The organism is Occallatibacter savannae, assembly GCF_003131205.1.
GTDB lineage: Bacteria > Acidobacteriota > Terriglobia > Terriglobales > Acidobacteriaceae > Telmatobacter > Telmatobacter savannae.
Window position 1 is genome coordinate 1,174,305 of sequence record NZ_QFFY01000001.1, and the last position, 16,631, is coordinate 1,190,935.

Consider the following 16,631-nt stretch of genomic DNA (forward strand, 5'->3'; position numbering starts at 1 on the left):
TTTCCCAGACCACCCGCTACGGAATCATCCCAACTGAAAACTGAGAACTGGCAACTGACAACTGTCCTTATTCCGCATTCTGCACCTGCTCCCGCGCCTTCTCGATATCCGCCTTCATCGCCAGCCCAAGCTCCGTAATCTTCGTTCCCTTCCCACCAACGCCGCCCGTCTTCGACAGCAGTGTATTGGCCTCGCGGTTCATCTCCTGCAGCAGAAAGTCCAGCTTCTTCCCCACCTCGCCGCCCGTCGTCAGCACCTCGCGAAAATGCCCGATGTGCGTATGCATCCGCTCGATCTCTTCCGAGATATCGCTGCGATCCACCAGCACCGCTACCTCTTCCAGCATCCTTTGCCGGTTAAACTCATTCCCCGTCGCCGCCGTAAGCCTCTGCGTCAACCGCTCCTGGTATCGCTGCTCCACCTCGGGCCGCAGCGCTGCAACTCCCTTCACCGTTGCCGTAAGCCGATCCAGGCACGCGCGCAAAATCTGCTCCAGCGACTCTCCCTCGCGCCCGCGCATCACCTTCAATTCTTCAAGCAGAGGTCCCACCGCGCTCAGCGCGCTTGCCGTCAGCGCCGCCACGTCTTCCTCGCTGTTCCCGCGGCTCTCGGTTTGCAGCGCCCCTGGCATCCGCAACACAGCATTCAGATCCGGATCGCCCTTCAGCCTGAACTCCGCCCGCGCCTGTCGGAAAGAATCGATGTACCCCGCCACAATCTCGCGGTTATAGCCCGCCCTCTGCTGCGTCGTCCGATCCACTGACAACGTCAGCTCCACGTGCCCGCGCACCAGGCTCTCCTTCAGAACGCGCCGCAGCTCCATCTCCAGAGCATCCAGCCCCGCCGGCAATCGCAGCTGGATATCGAGAAACCGATGGTTAACACTCTTCACGCTCAACGTGTACGCAAGCTGGTCGTGCACGCGCACCTGCGTACGCGCAAATCCCGTCATCGAATAGATAGGCATCTTACTGTCCCTCTGCCTCTGCCCAGAGCGTTGGCTGCAACAGCTTTTCGAGAGCCCGCTGTTCGTTCTCCAGCGAATCCTCCTGCTCGGGCACATCCATGAACTGCAGTTGATACAGCCGCTGATACGTCGGCGAAGTCGTCAGCAACTCCTCATGCGGACCGATCGCTGTAATCCTTCCGCCTTCCAGCACAGCAATTCGGTTCGCTCTTCGAATCGTCCCAAGCCTGTGCGCAATCACCAGCGTCGTTCGCCCCTGCATCAGGTTCGAAAGCGCCGCCTGCACCAGCGACTCGCTCTCCGCATCCAGCGCCGAAGTCGCCTCGTCCAGAATCAGTATCGGCGCATCCTTCAAGATCGCCCGTGCAATCGCCAGCCGCTGCTTCTCGCCGCCCGACAGCCGGAATCCCTTCTCGCCAATTACCGTCGCATACCCCTGCGGCATCTTCATGATGAACTCATGCGCCAGCGCCGCCTTCGCTGCTTGCTCCACCAGATCGTTCTTCACATCCGGCTGCCCGTACGCGATGTTGTTCCGCACCGTATCGTTGAACAGGATCGTCTCCTGCGTCACCTGCGCCACCTGCCGCCGCAGCGACCCCAGCGTCACCTCGCGAATATCCTGCCCATCGATCAGAATCCGTCCCGACGTCACGTCAAAGAACCGCGGAATCAAATTCACCAGCGTCGACTTCCCCGCCCCGCTCGGTCCTACCAGCGCCAACAGCTCGCCTGCGTACACATCCAGATCTACATTGTGCAGAATCTGGCTCTCGCCCTTCTCCGTCGAATACGCGAAGCCCACATTGTCAAACTTGATCGACTTCGTAAAGTGCGGCAACGCTGCCGCGTGGGGCCGCTCCTTCACATCGTCCTTCGCATCGAAAAACCCGAAGATCGAGAGCGACGCGCCCATCGCCTGCTGAAACGCGTTGTAGAAGTACGCGAACTTCCGCACCGGATCGTACAGCTTGAACAGCAGAAAGATGAACGCCGCGAACAACCCCATCGTCATGCGTCCGTGCTGAATTTCATTCCGCCCAATAAACAGGAACAGCGCAATCGCAACCGCGCCAATCGTGTCCATCAGCGGCGAACTGATCGACTGAATCCGCACGTTGCGCAGGTTCGCCCGGAAGAGCCTTTTCGATGCGCGCTTGAATCGCAGGATCTCCCAGATCTCCGTGTTGAATGCCTTCACAATCCGGTTGCCCGTCACCGTCTCGTGCAGAATGTTCTGAATCTCCGCCAGTTTGTCCTGACCCGTCCTCGTGCGCGTCCTCACTTCCCGCCCGATCTTCCGCGCCGACGTGATCACCACCGGAATAAAGAGCACCAGCGCCCAGCTAAGATGCCCTCCAAGCCGGATCACAAAAACAATTCCCACCACAAACGTGAAGAACTGCTGCAGAAACTCGCCGATGACCGAGCTCATCGCAAGCTGCACGCGATCCACATCGTTGATCAGCGTCGAAAGAATGGTTCCCGTCGCGTGCTTATGAAAGAAACTCGAAGACCTGCGAAGCGTAGCCTCATACAGATGGTTCCGCAGATCGGTGATCATCCCGAACCCGGCATAGTTCACCAGGTACGTGCCGAGATAGTCGCACAGCCCTTTGCCGACCGTAGCCACCACGATCGCGATCGCCACCACGTTGTAATCGTTGTGAATATGAAAGGAATGCGGAAACAGCGCGCGCAGATCGAAGTGCCACTTGCTGTGCGGCAGCCCCAGGGTGACTGGCCCCTCAGGCGCATCCGGGCGAAAAACCTGGTCGAACACCGGCTGCAACAGCAGCACCCTAAACGTGTCCAGAGCCCCCACAGCCGCGAGCAGCAAAACGCCCGCCACCCATTGAAACGAATAGGGTATGCCGTAGCGGATAAGGCGGAAAAAACTCCTCATGCGGCTCGAACCGCCCGCCGGCAATCTTCGGGATGGGAACCCATCTACACATTGTATCCGCGAAAAGCGCAGCCGGCCCGCTGCTTCCGGCGGCCCTCGGTTCCCGCGCTACCCCGCCAGTCCGGCGTCTACTCTTGTCGCAGCGCCACGATCGGATCCACGTTGCTCGCCCGCCACGCCGGAATCGCCAGCGCGCAGAACGCAACAGCCGCCAGCACCACCGGCACCGTCACAAACGTCACCGCATCCGTCGCACTCACACTGAACAACATCGCCGCGATCGCTCGCGTCAGTACCAGCGCACCCACCAACCCGGCCCCGATGCCCACCAGCGTCAGCACCATTCCCTGTCGCACCACAAGGCGCAGGATGTTCTCCCGTTTCGCGCCCAGCGCAACCAGGATGCCGATGTCGCGAGTGCTCTGCGTAACCAGGAACGACATCACGCCATACAGCCCCACAGCCGCCAGCAGCAAAGCAAAGATCGCAAACGCCCCCAGCATCGTGCTCGCAAACCGCTGCCGCGCTAGCGACTCATACACGCGGTCCTGCATGCTCCTTACCCCGTACACAACCGCCGTCGGGTCCACTGCATGAATTTCGTTCGTCATCGCGCTCGCAAGGCCCGCATTCTGCACGGCCGAACGCGCCACCAGGTAGGTTCCCCGCCCGAAATCTTGTCCCGACGGATAGTACATCGCAATCTTTCCATCGGTATCGAGTCCATACTGTTTCACTACGCCGACCACTCCCACGATCGTGATCGGCTTTTTGGGATCGTGCCAAAGATGTTTTCCCACCGCATCCCCATGCGGCCAGAAGCGCTGCGCAAACTTCTCATCAATGATCGCGACCTGCGCCGAATCACCGTTGTCCTGGTCGCCGAAGTAGCGGCCCGAGATCAGGGGAATTTGCATTGTCCGGAAATAGTTTGCGCTTGCGTCCCGCTGGTCCACCTGCAGTTCCTGCCCCGGCGGCGGATTATAGCCTTCTACCTGGATTCCTCCCCAGCCCACCATCCCGGTAAGCGGCAACGCCGAACTAGCCCCCTCGCTCACTACGCCCGGCAAATGCGCAATCCGAGTCTCCACTTCTCGCCAGAAGCTGGCCGTCAGCTTGTTGTCTTTATACTTCGGATCGCTCACCACCACCTGCATGCTCATCACGTTGTCCGCAACAAACCCCGGCGGCACGCTCTGCAAGCGGATAAAGCTGCGCATCAGCAACCCCGCCCCAATCAGCAGAACCAGCGAAATCGCCAACTCTGAAACCACCAGCAATGCGCGCAGCCGATGCCGCTTCAGATAGAGTCCGCTGTCCGCCTGCCCGCTCCTGCCGCCCGCCTTCAACGACGAGTTCGGATCGAGCTTGATCGCGCGCCACACCGGCGCCAGCCCAAATAGCACTCCCGTCGTCAGCGCCACGCCAAAAGTAAACAGCAGCACCGAACCGTCGATCCCAATCTCATCCAGCCTTGGAATATTCCCCGGGTTCATCGTCCTCACCACCCACAGGCTCAACCGCGCCACGACCAGCCCCGCTGCTCCACCCAGCAATCCAAGCAGGATGCTTTCCGTCAGCAGCTGCCGCGCGATCCGCTGCCACCCTGCTCCCAGAGCCGTACGGATCGCCACTTCCTTCTCGCGTCCCGCCGCTCTCGCCAGCAGAAGGTTCGCCACATTCGCGCACGCAATCAGCAACACCAGCCCCACACTCCCCAGCAGCACCAGCAGCGACCTGCGCACATCGCCCACCACCTGCTTCTGCAGCCCGATCACGTCCATGCCATAGCTGGTGTCCCGCTTGTCCTTGATGCGGATTCCATTGGCGATCACGTTCACGTCCGCCTGCGCCTGCTCCATGCTTACGCCCGGCTTCAATCGCGCCACGATGTTGTAGTTCTCATCACCTCGCCTCTGCGCTGCATCCGGACCCAGCGGCAAAGGCGTGATGATATCCAATTTGTCCATCGGCCCTTCCGCCGGCATCACTTCAGCGTTGAGCATGAAGCGCCGCTCCAGCACACCCACCACCGTGAATGTCTTCCCATTCATCGTGATGGCCTTCCCCACAATGTTCCGGTCCCCGTTGAACAGCCGCTGCCACGCTCCATAGCTCAGAACCGCGACGCCCGGCCTTCCCGGCTTGTCCTCTTCCGGCAACAGCGTCCGCCCCAGCAACGGCTTCGCGCCCAGCATCGACAACAAAGTCGACTGCGTGCTCAGCACATCCACCCGCTCCGGCTGTTGCCCTCCCGTCAGAATCCACGTGCGGCTCTGCGCAATCGCCATCTCGTCAAACGAGTGATTCTGATTTTGAAGATCGACATACTGACCCGGCGACGGCCAGTCCCGCAGAATCCCAATCCCCGGCGAGTGCAGCCAGATCGCCGCAAGCCTGTCCGGATGCGGATACGGCAGCGGTCGCAGCAGCAGCGCATTCACCACGCTGAAGATCGCCGAGTTTGCCCCGATCCCGATTCCCAGCGAAGCCAGAATCACCAAGGTCATTCCGACGTTTTTGCGAAGCACCCGAAACGCATAGCGCAGATCCTGCACGATCAGATCCATCACCCCTCCCGAACCGGTGAGGAGATCATATGCTCCACCCCAGCCCCGCACCTACAAACCTGTGACGACCGGCGTGTAGGCTCTTCTGTCGTGCAGTAGTGCCGCAGCCTCCGCGTGAGCGACAAGCGTCAGGGCACGACTTCAGTCGTGCCGCCTGAGGCCAACAAAGACCTCGGGCTTCAGCCCCTGACGCACGCTTCTTCTGAAAGACACTTCCCCTCGCGAACTCTTCATCCCGGGAGCCGGGATGGCAGCGCGGAAACGGCGGGTGCCCCATGGCTTGCCCTGAGCCTGCCGAAGGTCTTCCGATTTTGGAGACATGGGAGCAAGAATATGGATGCCCGATTTTTGGCGCACAATTTGCGTCAAAGGAGGGAGCAAGGCCTAACGCGCAGATCCGAAGCTAAAAGCTAAAAGCTCGTAGCTTCCTCTCAATACCCGTGCAGCTCCACAATCGCCTTCAGCACCGTGTCCGGCTGCGGCAGAATCACATCCTCCAGCACCGGCTGATACGCCACAAACGTATCCATCGCGCCGATCCGCTTCACTGGCGCATCCAGATCGTCGAATAGCTCATCGGCAATCCGGGCCGCAATCTCCGCCCCATAACCCCAGCTCAGCATGTCTTCGTGCGCCACGATCACGCGGCTGGTCTTGCGCACCGAGGTCGCAATCGCTTCCCAGTCATACGGGCTCAGCGTGCGCAGGTCGATCACCTCAACCTCGATGCCCTTCTCCCGGCTCGCCTTCTCCGCCGCCTGCAACGCCCGCGGCACCAGCGCCCCGTACGTCACCAGCGTCATGTGCTCGCCGGGCCGCACGATCTTCGCCTTCCCAAACGGAATCGCAAAGTCCGGTCCCGGATACGGCGCTCTTCCGTACGACTCGCGATAGAGCCGCTTGTGCTCCAGAAACAGCACCGGATCATCGCAGCGAATCGCCGTTCGCAGCAACCCGTTCGCATCCAGTGCGTTCGATGGAAACGCCACACGCAGTCCCGGAATGTGCGTGAAGATGCTCTCCCCCGACTGCGAGTGATAGATCGCCCCTCCCGTCAGGTACCCGCCAATCGGCACGCGAATCACCGCCGGCGCAGCCCACGCCCCATTTGATCTCCACCGCATCAGCGCCAGCTCATTGTGAATCTGGTGCACGGCTGGCCAGATGTAATCGAAAAACTGGATCTCCACCACCGGCTTCATCCCGCGCACAGCCAGTCCCACTGCACGCCCCACAATGTTCGCCTCAGCCAGCGGAGAGTTATACACCCGCTCCGACCCGAACTCCGTCTGCAATCCCGACGTCAGCTTGAAGACGCCGCCTTTGCCCTTCACTTCAGACAAAGCTTCTTCCCGGCTTGCATCCGCAACATCTTCGCCGTACACCACAATCCGCGGATCGCGCGCCATCTCATCGTGCAGGCACGCATTGATCAGGTCCGCCATGGTCTTCGGAGCAGCGCCCTTACCGCTCGCCGACTTGCCGTTCTTCGCGCCGGCCGCTTGCGCCGTCTCCGTCGCAAACTCCGCACGCCTCGGATCAAGATCCTCCGAATACACGTGCTTCTCGATGCCGGCAATCTCCGGCAGCGGAGCCTCAAGCGCTCGCTCTGCAGCCTCTGCCGCCTCGCGCTCCAGTTCCTTCTCCAGCGCGTTGATCTGCTCCGTAGTGAGGACATTCTCACTCAGCAGCCGCACATGCATCTTGTGGATCGGATCGCGCAATGCATCCGCTTCCCGCTCCGCTGCCGACCGGTACAGCTTGTCATCATCCGATAGCGAGTGCGAATACACCCGTATGCAGTGCCCATGCACGAACGCCGGCCCCAGCCCCGCCCTGCAATGCTCCGCAGCGCGCTGAAACGCCCGCAGGCTCTGCTCCGGATCTGTCCCATCCACCTCTTCAAAATGGAAATTCGGGAAGTTCGCCACCAGCCGCGAGATGTTTCCGCCCGGAGTATTCACCTCCACTGGAACGCTGATCGCGTAGCCGTTGTCCTCCACCATGAAGATCACCGGCAGCTTGCGGTTCGAAGCCGTATTCAACGCCTCCCAGAACTCGCCCTGCGACGTTGAGCCTTCTCCGATGCACGCGAGCACAACCTCATCGCCGTGAAAGGTCACGTCCCGATACGCTCTGTAGTCGCCTTCCACCCGGGCCGCAGCCTCGGGATGTCGCGTGAAGTACTGCCCTGCCTCCGCGCATCCCACGGCATGCAGAATCTGTGTCGCCGTAGAGGACGACGTACTCACAATGTTCAGTTCCCGGCTGCTCCAATGCGTCGGCATCTGCCGCCCGCCGCTCGCCGGATCACTTCCCGCGCCCACCGCCTGCAGAAACATATCCGTGGGCGACACACCCAGCGTCAGCGTCAATCCTCTGTCTCTGTAATACGGGAAAAACCAGTCATACCCAGGCCTGAGAGCGAGCCCCGCCGCCACCTGGAAAGCTTCATGCCCAGCGGCCGAGATCTGGAAGAACGTCTTCTGTTGTCGCTTGAGAAGAATCTCGCGGTCATCGATCCGACGGGACAGATACATCAGCCGATAGATCTGGATCAGCTCTTGTGAGCTCAGCCGGCCTGAGGCGTCAATCCCCACGGGCGCATGAGCGCTGGAAACCGCAAGTCCCATTTGTCTCACTCCAGGATTGGGATCTTTTTCGCTCGTCCCTCTATATATCTCTATCCAAAGATGATTGTAGCAACTTACTGCGCGCCGGGCCCCCGGGTGTCAATCAGCGGCGGCTTGAATTCCGGCCCACCGCCAAACGATTGAGCCATCTTGGTTTTCACGTTTCGTGCCAGCTTCTCGATCGCCTGCAGCTTCTGAACCTCTTCCGCCGTCAACCCGTCCGTCGGGTTAGATGCGATCTCGGCATCGAGTTGCCGCGCCAGCCTCACCAGCTTCTCCGTGTCAGACACCATCTGTTTGTGCCGGTCCGCATTCAGCGCCTTCATCCGCTTGGACTCCGACAAAGGATCGAGATTTGGGCCGTCGCCGAATCCGGGCCTTGGAGAGACCTGTATCCGGTTTTCCGTGCCGCTGCCTGAAACAAACTGTCCCCACGCGAGGCATGCTGCTGCCGCGATCGTACCCGCCGCAACCGCTCTCCCCCACCCCATCGTCGATCGCATTAATCGGCTCCCCTGGGCCATCAATCAGGGTTGACGGTCAGCTTCATCTTCTCTTTTATATCCTTTGCCAGAAACTCAATCACTGCCGCCTCCCGCAGCATGATGGCCGAAGGCCGCTCCGAGCCCAGTCCATCGATCTTCGCCTTCAGATCCCGAGCCAGAATCAGCATCTTGTTCGTCTCATCGTCGATGTAGAGCTTCCGCTTGGCATTCGCGATGCTGTAGTCCTTCTTCTGTGAAGTATGCGCGGACCTGTCTTCCTTGTCTTTCTCCGACAAAGGCCTGGACGCGATCACAATCGGACAAGTCGGGCAGCGCGGTCCCAGGTCTAAGGCATTGGGAGTCGGATCTCCCGTAGACTGCGCCCTGCTCGCTGCCGTCGACAGCAGAGCGAATCCTACTGCAATGAGGATGAGAGACATGCGGCTCTGGACTGCCCGCCGGCTGACAAGCAGCAGATGTTTCTTGTATTGCAGCAGATCCCGCACGTTCACCCCCGGGGTACCGCATACCTTTCGAATCGCAGCGCTGCTACTCCAGCCTTAGCTGCCGGAGCTTTGTTTCATCTTGTCCTTCACCGATTTCGCCAGCTTCTCAATCTGGTCCGCCTTCTTGATCACATTCAGCGAAAGCGTATCCTTCGTGGTCTTATCCACCTCAGCCTTCAGGGCCAGTGCCATGTTCAGCAGTTCCGCGCTCTCGTCAGCAATCTGCTTCTTCTTATCGTTCGGCGCCGCGCTCGCCGGCTTTGCGTCTTTCGCCGCGTCGGCTTGTGAAGCTTTGGGGTCACTGGCCGGAGCGGTCGCCTTCGCATTGTCAGCCGGCGGTTTTCCATCCTGCGCCAAACCTGTCAGCGGCACAGTGAAGGCCGCGGCCAGGCACAGACCCCTGAGCCAGTTCCCACTCAGCTTTCTTGGTTTCGCGGATTCGAGCTCGAAACTTCGCATGGAGACCTCCTCGTGAGGCGCCTGCTGACAGTCGGATGCCGGCATTACCGCGGCCCGACCATGTTGATCTTCATCATTTCTTTCACATCGTGCGCCAGTTTCTGGATTTCGTTAGCCTTCCGGACCGTGTTCGGCGATCCCTCGGCACTCGGATCACGCTCCAGTTCCGCTCTGAGGGCGATGGCTAATGTAAGCAGTTTTCCACTAGCCTCTGCAATGTCCTTTTCCCGCTTCTTGTTGTACGCCTCGATGTTGATCCTCACGTCGCCTACCGCGCTTACAATCTGCCCGTCTTCAGCCGCCAGTTCCACGACCGGACTGAGGTTCTCCCCTGCCGGCCTCAAAAACGCGTGCGCGACGGTCGAATACATTCGAATGCCCAGCCAAAGCATACCCAGAAATAGACAACTGATTGTCACAATCCTTGCGGCACAGGCGGTTACGGGGGGGATGCTGGTTACAAACGCGACAGCTCGATGTACTCGGGGAACCTGCGGGGGATACTTCATATCAACCTCAACAGCAGGTTGAGAAACATCTATAAGGGCGCCTTGAAATCGCCACCAACCTGGTCGGCCGCGACTATATGTAGCTCTATATTGATTCCCAATCTGCCTTGGCCCGATAACATTCAGCAGTATCAGCCTGAAGGGGTCCCAGGGGCTGGGCCGCGCCCCGCATCTTTTCTGCACAATATAGATACTTGATATGGGAGTTTGTATGTCTGCAATTCTTCTGGCCTCCTTGTCCGCCATCGGCACCGAAGGCCGCTTCTTCGGCAAAGTCCTCGACGAGTGGATCGGCGACACCCAGGAATTCATCCGCCTGAAGCTGCCGCACCTCCTCATTGCGGCCCTCATCGGCTTCGCCCTCTACCGCGTTCTGTCGCTCATCACCACCCGCATGGTCCGCATCGCCGAGGAGCATGCGGCTGGCCACATCCGTGTCTCCCAGGTCAGAACCATGGCTGGCGTCATCCGCGCCACCGGTATGACCATCATCGCCGCCATCGTCACCATGCAGTTCCTCGCTGCCATTGGCGTCAACCTCGCCCCTCTGCTCGGCACCGCAGGCATCGCCGGAGTCGCCATCGGCCTTGCTGCCCAGAACATCTTCCGCGACCTGCTCAACGGCATCATCATCCTGCTCGAAGACCAGTTCAACGTGGGCGACACCATCAAGATCGCGGGCGTCTCCGGCGTCGTCGAATCCATGACCCTCCGCAAAACCATCCTCCGCGACGGCAGCGACGGCACCGTCTACGTAATCCCCAACTCCCAGATCACCACCGTCGCCAACCAGAGCGTCGACTTCTCCGTCGCCACCGTCAACATCAGCGTCGACTTCTCGGCCAACCCCGACAAAGTCATGGACCTGCTCAAAACCATCGCGATGGATATCCGCACCAGCGACGACTTCCGCGACCTTTTCGTCGCCGACCCTCAGGTCCTCGGCGTCGACGCCGTCAAAGGATCCGAGCTCATCTTCCCGGTTGTCTTCAAAACCAAGCCCACCAAGCAATACGGCCCGGTCCGCGAATTCAAGCGCCGCGTCCGCCTCGCGCTCGAGGAGAACAATCTCCTACCCGGCGACCCCTACCGCGTCTACTCCGGCTTCAACGACGCCAAAGCACCGACGGCCAGATCCAGCCCCGACGCCTCGAAACCCGACCCCACCACCATCAAGCCTCAGGAGTCCAACCCCTTCGCCGGCTCCTGAGCGTTTCGTGGTCAGTTGGGCAGCGGCGGTGGGGCGGTCGAGCCGCGTACGACGAGGTTGGTGGAGACGAGGAACTCGCGCTGCAACCCGGTCTTACCCGGGTTCTCGGCATGGAGCCGAAGAGCTTCGAACGCTGCCCGAGCCAGCTCGGCGCGCGAGAGTCGGATGGTGGTGAGCGGAGGCAGCGTGAACTCCGCGAAGTCAATATCGTCAAGCCCGATAACCGAGAGGTCCTGCGGTACGCGTAGGCCCTGAAGGTACGCGGCCCGAAGAACGCCGATCGCGGTCATGTCGTTGGAGCAGATGACCGCAGTCGGCTGGCCTGTGAGGGACTGCAGTTTCCCGAACCCGATCACGCCGCCTTTGAGCGTGTGATCGCACTCAATGATCCATTTCTTGTCGATCGACAACCTCTCCAATCGCATCGCGTTTTCAAAATCCGTTTGACGCGTAATGGCGGAGTGCAGCTTGTGCGGACCGGCGAGGAAAGCAATCCTGCTGTGTCCAAGCGTCGCAAGATGGTGGACCGCGGAACGGATGCCCGTGCTGTAGTCGAGCAGAATGGTGCTGGAAGCGGGTTCAGACAGCTTGAACTCCGCGAGGACGACAGGGATGTCGTGGAACGAGAGCTGGTCGAGCACCGGTTCTTCTTCACCGAATGTCAGAACCGCAACCCCATCGACTTTACGCTCCAGCATGCGGCGAACGCAGGTGGTAAGCACGGCCGGGTCGCTGTTCGAGGAGCTGACGAGAATCTCGTAGCCGTTGGCCACGGCGATCTCCTCAAAGCTCTGAATCAATTCGGGGAAGAACGGGTTCGTGATGTTTTCCACGATGATGCCGAACAGCCGGCTCCGTCCTGAAACCAGCGTGCGGGCGTGAGTGTTTGGGAAGTAGTTCAGTTGCTCGATAGCCTGCCAGACGCGCTTCGCCAGTTTCTCGCTCACCACGGGAGACCCATTGATCGTGCGCGAGACGGTCGCGATGGAAACTTTGGCCAATGCGGCCACAGCCCGAATATCGGGAGTCTTGTCGGCGCCTTTGCGAATAGCTTTCCGGGGCACGAGGGAATCCTAAGTACGTCTAACAATAAACGAAAGGGGAACTTTCATCATAACTGCACGACACAGGGTCCGACGGTACGACGGGACAACCCAGGGGAGGACCTGAAAACTTCTGGGAGCACAGGAACGAGCGCTGGCACTCCTGTCTGCTCAGGACTGATCGGAGATAAGCAGGCGCAGGTCGCGGAGGTTATGACCGGTCGGGCCTGTCACGATCGTGTCGCCGAGAGCCGTGAAAAGCGGACAGGCGTTGAATGTCCGCAGATTTTCTTCGGGATTGAAACCGAAAGCTCGGGCGCGGGCTACCGTGGTGGGATCGGCAATGGCGCCGGCGCTCTGGGTGTTGCCATCGATTCCATCCGAGCCGGCGCTGAGAACCGTCAGCATCTCGCCAGGATGGTGCGCCAGTTCGAGAGCGCACGCCAGAGCAAATTGTTGATTGCGACCGCCCGCGCCGGGCGCACGATCGAGCTTCACCGTAACCTCGCCGCCGGAGATCAGACAGAAACGGCGATGGTGCGTCCGCAGCTCGTGAAACCGGTCCAGCAAATACCGAGCGGCATCGGCGTAATCCCAGTCATCGCACGAGTTGTCGACGGAAACAAAGTAGCCGGCCTGCTGCGCGAGTGCACGGGCGCATTCAACCAGATCGAGATCGGAGAGGAGCACCTCGTAGACGGAATCCCGGAACGCCTCGTCCTCGCCGGTCAGGCTGGCCGCCGAGGTGAACCGCCGCGGGCTCGGCTCGGTGCGCCCGAAACGGGAGAGGAACGGAGGCTTCCACTTCTTGTTGCCGGGAGACTCGGGCAGATCAGTTTGCAGGAAGAACGCGTTCACCGACGCCGGGAGCTTTTCAGCCAGGCCATACTTCTCAATGATCTCGTGCACTTCGCCGACAGTGGAGTGATCGGGCGACGATGGACCAGAGGAGAGCGCATCCAGTGTGCGAAGAGGGACGTCTGGGACCAGTAGAGAAACCTTCATCGCATCGGGAGCTGCGATCGCCAGTCGTCCGCCTTTGACAGCGCTGAAATGCTTGCGAAGCGTGTTGATTTCGTTGATGGGCGCGCCGCAGCCAAGAAGCGCCTCGTGGAACGCGACGGTATCGGAAAGGGTGATCTTCGGATCGAGCGGCAGGTCGAACATCGCCGAACCGCCACCCGAAATGAGATAAAAGACCAGCGTGTCGCGCTTTGCCTTCTTGAGAAGACCAAGCGCCTCCCGTGCGGCCGCAAACGATTCTTCGTTGGGCAGCGGATGCCCGCCTTCGTAGTAGCGAATGCGCCAGTTGCGCCTTTTCGGAAGGTACTTGGAACAGCAGATGCCGCGCAGGCCCTTGCGCCGTTTCATGCGGTCCAGCAGCACCTCGAGCATGGGACCCGCGGCCTTGCCGATCGCGATCACGAAGATCCGCTTGTACTGCGCGAGATTGATCACCTCCGGACCGCTCCCGTCCGGAAGCAGGCGCTTGAGCGTGTTGCCTTCAAAACGAAGGCGACGGTCAAAGGCAGACTCGATATTGCTGGCCTTCAGTGCTTCCGTGAAGAAGCTGGTCGCCCGGGCGTGTAGGAAGTCGAGCGCGGTATCGCTGGCCGGAGTCATCGGGCTTCATCCTTCAGTGATGAGGCGAGCCAGGAGGCAAGAGACCGCTGCATCAATTCAAGGTGGCCAGTGAATGAGTGGTCAGCCGTCGGAATGAAGACTAGGTCTTTGGGATCGGCTGCTGTTGCGACCACTCGTTCGAGGTCGGACTTGGGTGCGAACCAGTCGCGGTCTCCGCTCAGGAAGAGTTTGGGAGTTTTGCAGTCTGCGAGAAAAGGATAGTGAAACTGGTGACCGAAGCCCTGCGTTGGAAGTCCGAGCGCGGCGAGAGCGTGGACCTGCGCGCGAGGAGCCGGAGTTGTCCCGCAACAGGCAACAAGGGCCATGGCCGCGCCAAAGCTGAATCCGACGACGATGATGGGGAGATTGAACTCCGATTTGAGCCAGTCGAGCGCTGCGGAGACATCGGCCGACTCGGCGAGACCTTCATGATGGCCTTCGCTGAGGCCAGTACCCCGAAAGTTGAATCGGAGGACGGGAAGACGAAACCCGAAGTCTGCGCCATTGAGAACTTTCATGGCGTGGTACACGACTTTGTTGTGCAGCGTACCACCCCCAAGCGGATGAGGATGGCAAACCAGAGCGGCGTAATGCGAGTCGGGCGCGCCCTCGTTGAGCAAAGCTTCAAGCCGGCCTGCGGGACCGCGGAGATCCACACTGCGAAGCGTGGTGGGGTAGGTGACTGCGGCCGGATCAGAGGGAACTGCGGAGGACTTCATTCAATGCTTCATTCTACGCGCCTTTGGTCGGTCGGGTGGTCCCTCCGGAAGAGCGGGCAGCCCGGCATTTACTTCGAAGTGAAGTCACCGACCCAGGCGCGCACAAATCTGATCAAAGCCAGCCCGCCTGTGATGATAAGGACGATGATTGTTGATGGCTTCAGGCCGTCATGCGTGACATCGTAATGCACCGCATGCGCTGCCGCGAAAACCCAGAGAGCGAACAGCCCGCCGTACAAGATTCGCTGAATCGTCCGATTCACGCCGCGATCATACAACGCACATTGCGCTGATTCAATGAGAGGAACGAGGCGGCGCGCTGCGATATTCTGGCAGCACGATGCATGAGCTAGAGCCCATTGATCCGATACGGTTCACACAACAGCTTTGCGAGATCGAGTCGACAACCTACTTTGAGGGGCAGGTGGGCGACTTTCTTACGGCATTCCTGAGTGGGCGCGGCTGGGAGGTGGAGCAGACTCCCGTTCCGCAGCCGGAGGAGAGCGCGGGCAAAGGGCAGCGGTGGAATGTGTATGCCGGACCGGTGGGGCAGTCGCCTGACCTGGTCTTCTCGACGCACATGGACACCGTGCCCCCCTACATCCCGTTTCGCGAGGATGACGAGTTCATCTACGGTCGCGGAGTTTGCGACGCAAAGGGCATCATCGCCACCCAGGTTGCCGCTGCGGAGACTCTGCGTGCGCACGGTCTTCGCGTCGGGCTCTTGTTTGTGTCTGGTGAGGAGCGCGATTCGGCTGGGGCGAAGGTCGCAAATCAGTCGCCGAAAGGAAGCAGGTTTCTCATCAACGGAGAGCCGACGGACAACCGCCTGGCCCTTGCGTCAAAGGGCGCGCTCCGCGCAGTCATCCGGTCGGCGGGCAAGATGGCACATTCAGCGTATCCAGAGCTTGGCGACAGCGCGGTGCACAAGCTGGTTGAGGTGTTGGAGCGGTTACTCCGGCTCGATCTGCCGGTCACGGAGGACGTTGGGCCGAGCACGTTGAACATCGGTCAGGTCCACGGCGGACACGCGCCCAACGTGATCGCGGATAAAGCAGAAGCTCAGGTTCTGGTCCGGCTCGTGGGCGATTCAGGGCCTGTGAGGAAAGCCTTGATCGATGCAGCCGGTAATCTGGCCGAGGTAGATTTCACTCTGGAGATTCCGTTCGTTCGGCTCAAGGCGGTCGAGGGTCTGCCAACAATGATCGCCAAGTTCACGACCGATATCCCGCAGCTTTCCAACTGGGGCGAGCCCCTGCTGCTCGGGCCTGGATCGATTCACGTAGCGCACACTCCGCATGAGCGCGTGGCAAAGAAGGAGCTGCTCGAGGCTGTGGATCTGTATGTGCGCGTTGCGAAACAGTTGCTGGCCTGACGGTCGGCATCCAATCTTTTTTCTACTTTTCCCAAGGAGATGATGATGAGCACTTCTATCTACGATGTTCCGGTAAAGAAGATCTCGGGCGACGATGCATCGCTCGCTGAGTTCAAGGGCAAGGTTGTGCTGGTGGTGAACGTCGCTTCGAAGTGCGGACTCACGCCTCAGTACGAAGGCCTCGAAAACCTGTACGAGCAGTACAAGGGACAGGGTCTGGTGATCGCGGGCTTTCCGGCAAACAATTTCAAGAGCCAGGAACCGGGAACCAACGAAGAGATCCAGACCTTCTGCACAACAAACTACGGCGTAAAGTTTCCCTTGTTCAGCAAGATCTCTGTCGCTGGGGATGACAAGCACCCGCTCTACAAGCTGCTGACATCTGCGCAGCCGAAGGCGATTAGCGTATCGGAGGTTCCGTTTCGCGAGAAGCTGAAGGGATACGGGATTGAGACCAACGCCGATCCTGAAGTCCTGTGGAACTTCGAAAAGTTCCTCGTAAGCCGCAAGGGTGAAGTCGTGAAGCGTTTCTCGCCGGACACGCTGCCGGATGCTCCGGAACTCGTGGCGGCAATCGAAGAAGAGCTGGCTAAGGAGTAGTTCCCTGATTGCGAGGATCCTTCGCC

General features: G+C 60.1%; 15 protein-coding genes. 3 read left to right on the top strand and 12 right to left on the bottom strand.

Annotated elements, in window-relative coordinates:
* Positions 1 to 67 precede the first annotated feature (67 nt).
* The 8 genes from DHV10_RS05235 to DHV10_RS05270 form a co-directional block, all read right to left on the bottom strand.
* Positions 68 to 967 carry a YicC/YloC family endoribonuclease gene (locus DHV10_RS05235; protein WP_109485207.1) on the bottom strand — a complete coding sequence of 300 codons (900 nt, stop codon included), beginning with the start codon at positions 965 to 967 and terminating at the stop codon, positions 68 to 70.
* 1 nt (position 968) lies between these two features.
* Positions 969 to 2,873 carry an ABC transporter ATP-binding protein gene (locus tag DHV10_RS05240; RefSeq protein ID WP_109485208.1) on the bottom strand — a complete coding sequence of 635 codons (1,905 nt, stop codon included), beginning with the start codon at positions 2,871 to 2,873 and terminating at the stop codon, positions 969 to 971.
* A 128-nt stretch (positions 2,874 to 3,001) separates the two neighbouring features.
* Entirely contained in the window at positions 3,002 to 5,443 is a 2,442-nt protein-coding gene (locus DHV10_RS05245) for an ABC transporter permease (protein ID WP_109485209.1), read from the bottom strand.
* Between the two features lie 431 nt (positions 5,444 to 5,874).
* Entirely contained in the window at positions 5,875 to 8,076 is a 2,202-nt protein-coding gene (locus DHV10_RS05250) for an alpha-ketoacid dehydrogenase subunit alpha/beta (RefSeq protein WP_109485210.1), read from the bottom strand.
* Positions 8,077 to 8,150: 74 nt separating this feature from the next.
* Complete coding sequence (locus DHV10_RS05255) at positions 8,151 to 8,579, bottom strand: hypothetical protein (protein ID WP_162601207.1); 429 nt, start codon at positions 8,577 to 8,579, stop codon at positions 8,151 to 8,153.
* 20 nt (positions 8,580 to 8,599) lie between these two features.
* Complete coding sequence (locus DHV10_RS05260) at positions 8,600 to 9,067, bottom strand: hypothetical protein (RefSeq protein WP_162601208.1); 468 nt, start codon at positions 9,065 to 9,067, stop codon at positions 8,600 to 8,602.
* A gap of 54 nt (positions 9,068 to 9,121) precedes the next feature.
* On the bottom strand, positions 9,122 to 9,526 hold the full coding sequence (locus DHV10_RS05265; protein ID WP_162601209.1) for a hypothetical protein: 405 nt from the start codon (positions 9,524 to 9,526) through the stop codon (positions 9,122 to 9,124).
* A 44-nt stretch (positions 9,527 to 9,570) separates the two neighbouring features.
* Entirely contained in the window at positions 9,571 to 9,897 is a 327-nt protein-coding gene (locus DHV10_RS05270; protein WP_162601210.1) for a hypothetical protein, read from the bottom strand.
* Between the two features lie 349 nt (positions 9,898 to 10,246).
* Between DHV10_RS05270 and DHV10_RS05275 the strand changes: the two genes are divergently transcribed.
* Positions 10,247 to 11,245, top strand: coding sequence for a mechanosensitive ion channel family protein (locus DHV10_RS05275; protein WP_162601211.1), 999 nt, complete (start codon positions 10,247 to 10,249; stop codon positions 11,243 to 11,245).
* A gap of 11 nt (positions 11,246 to 11,256) precedes the next feature.
* Here DHV10_RS05275 and DHV10_RS05280 read toward each other — a convergent pair whose 3' ends face one another.
* The 4 genes from DHV10_RS05280 to DHV10_RS05295 form a co-directional block, all read right to left on the bottom strand.
* Positions 11,257 to 12,309 carry a LacI family DNA-binding transcriptional regulator gene (locus DHV10_RS05280; RefSeq protein WP_239461293.1) on the bottom strand — a complete coding sequence of 351 codons (1,053 nt, stop codon included), beginning with the start codon at positions 12,307 to 12,309 and terminating at the stop codon, positions 11,257 to 11,259.
* A 150-nt stretch (positions 12,310 to 12,459) separates the two neighbouring features.
* A complete protein-coding gene (locus tag DHV10_RS05285; protein WP_109485216.1) occupies positions 12,460 to 13,911 on the bottom strand; it encodes a glycerate kinase type-2 family protein in 1,452 nt (483 codons plus the stop codon).
* The gene (locus tag DHV10_RS05290; protein WP_109485217.1) at positions 13,908 to 14,630 is read right to left on the bottom strand and encodes an alpha/beta hydrolase; all 723 of its coding nucleotides are present in this window, start codon (positions 14,628 to 14,630) and stop codon (positions 13,908 to 13,910) included. Before DHV10_RS05290 ends, DHV10_RS05285 begins: the two co-directional genes overlap by 4 nt.
* Before the next feature lie 68 nt (positions 14,631 to 14,698).
* Complete coding sequence (locus tag DHV10_RS05295) at positions 14,699 to 14,893, bottom strand: hypothetical protein (RefSeq protein ID WP_162601212.1); 195 nt, start codon at positions 14,891 to 14,893, stop codon at positions 14,699 to 14,701.
* A gap of 77 nt (positions 14,894 to 14,970) precedes the next feature.
* On the opposite strand from DHV10_RS05295, the gene DHV10_RS05300 reads away from it, so the two are divergent.
* Complete coding sequence (locus DHV10_RS05300; protein ID WP_109485219.1) at positions 14,971 to 16,005, top strand: M20/M25/M40 family metallo-hydrolase; 1,035 nt, start codon at positions 14,971 to 14,973, stop codon at positions 16,003 to 16,005.
* Positions 16,006 to 16,050: 45 nt separating this feature from the next.
* Positions 16,051 to 16,605: a glutathione peroxidase gene (locus tag DHV10_RS05305; RefSeq protein WP_109485220.1), complete on the top strand. Its 555-nt coding sequence runs from the start codon at positions 16,051 to 16,053 to the stop codon at positions 16,603 to 16,605.
* Positions 16,606 to 16,631 lie beyond the last annotated feature (26 nt).

Bases quoted from the DNA above. Each gene is read 5' to 3' on its own strand.
- DHV10_RS05235 (WP_109485207.1), bottom strand. From the start codon at position 967: ATGCCTATCTATTCGATGACGGGATTTGCGCGTACGCAGGTGCGCGTG.
- DHV10_RS05240 (WP_109485208.1), bottom strand. From the start codon at position 2,873: ATGAGGAGTTTTTTCCGCCTTATCCGCTACGGCATACCCTATTCGTTT.
- DHV10_RS05245 (WP_109485209.1), bottom strand. From the start codon at position 5,443: ATGGATCTGATCGTGCAGGATCTGCGCTATGCGTTTCGGGTGCTTCGC.
- DHV10_RS05250 (WP_109485210.1), bottom strand. From the start codon at position 8,076: ATGGGACTTGCGGTTTCCAGCGCTCATGCGCCCGTGGGGATTGACGCC.
- DHV10_RS05255 (WP_162601207.1), bottom strand. From the start codon at position 8,579: ATGCGATCGACGATGGGGTGGGGGAGAGCGGTTGCGGCGGGTACGATC.
- DHV10_RS05265 (WP_162601209.1), bottom strand. From the start codon at position 9,526: ATGCGAAGTTTCGAGCTCGAATCCGCGAAACCAAGAAAGCTGAGTGGG.
- DHV10_RS05270 (WP_162601210.1), bottom strand. From the start codon at position 9,897: ATGTATTCGACCGTCGCGCACGCGTTTTTGAGGCCGGCAGGGGAGAAC.
- DHV10_RS05275 (WP_162601211.1), top strand. From the start codon at position 10,247: ATGTCTGCAATTCTTCTGGCCTCCTTGTCCGCCATCGGCACCGAAGGC.
- DHV10_RS05285 (WP_109485216.1), bottom strand. From the start codon at position 13,911: ATGACTCCGGCCAGCGATACCGCGCTCGACTTCCTACACGCCCGGGCG.
- DHV10_RS05290 (WP_109485217.1), bottom strand. From the start codon at position 14,630: ATGAAGTCCTCCGCAGTTCCCTCTGATCCGGCCGCAGTCACCTACCCC.
- DHV10_RS05300 (WP_109485219.1), top strand. From the start codon at position 14,971: ATGCATGAGCTAGAGCCCATTGATCCGATACGGTTCACACAACAGCTT.
- DHV10_RS05305 (WP_109485220.1), top strand. From the start codon at position 16,051: ATGAGCACTTCTATCTACGATGTTCCGGTAAAGAAGATCTCGGGCGAC.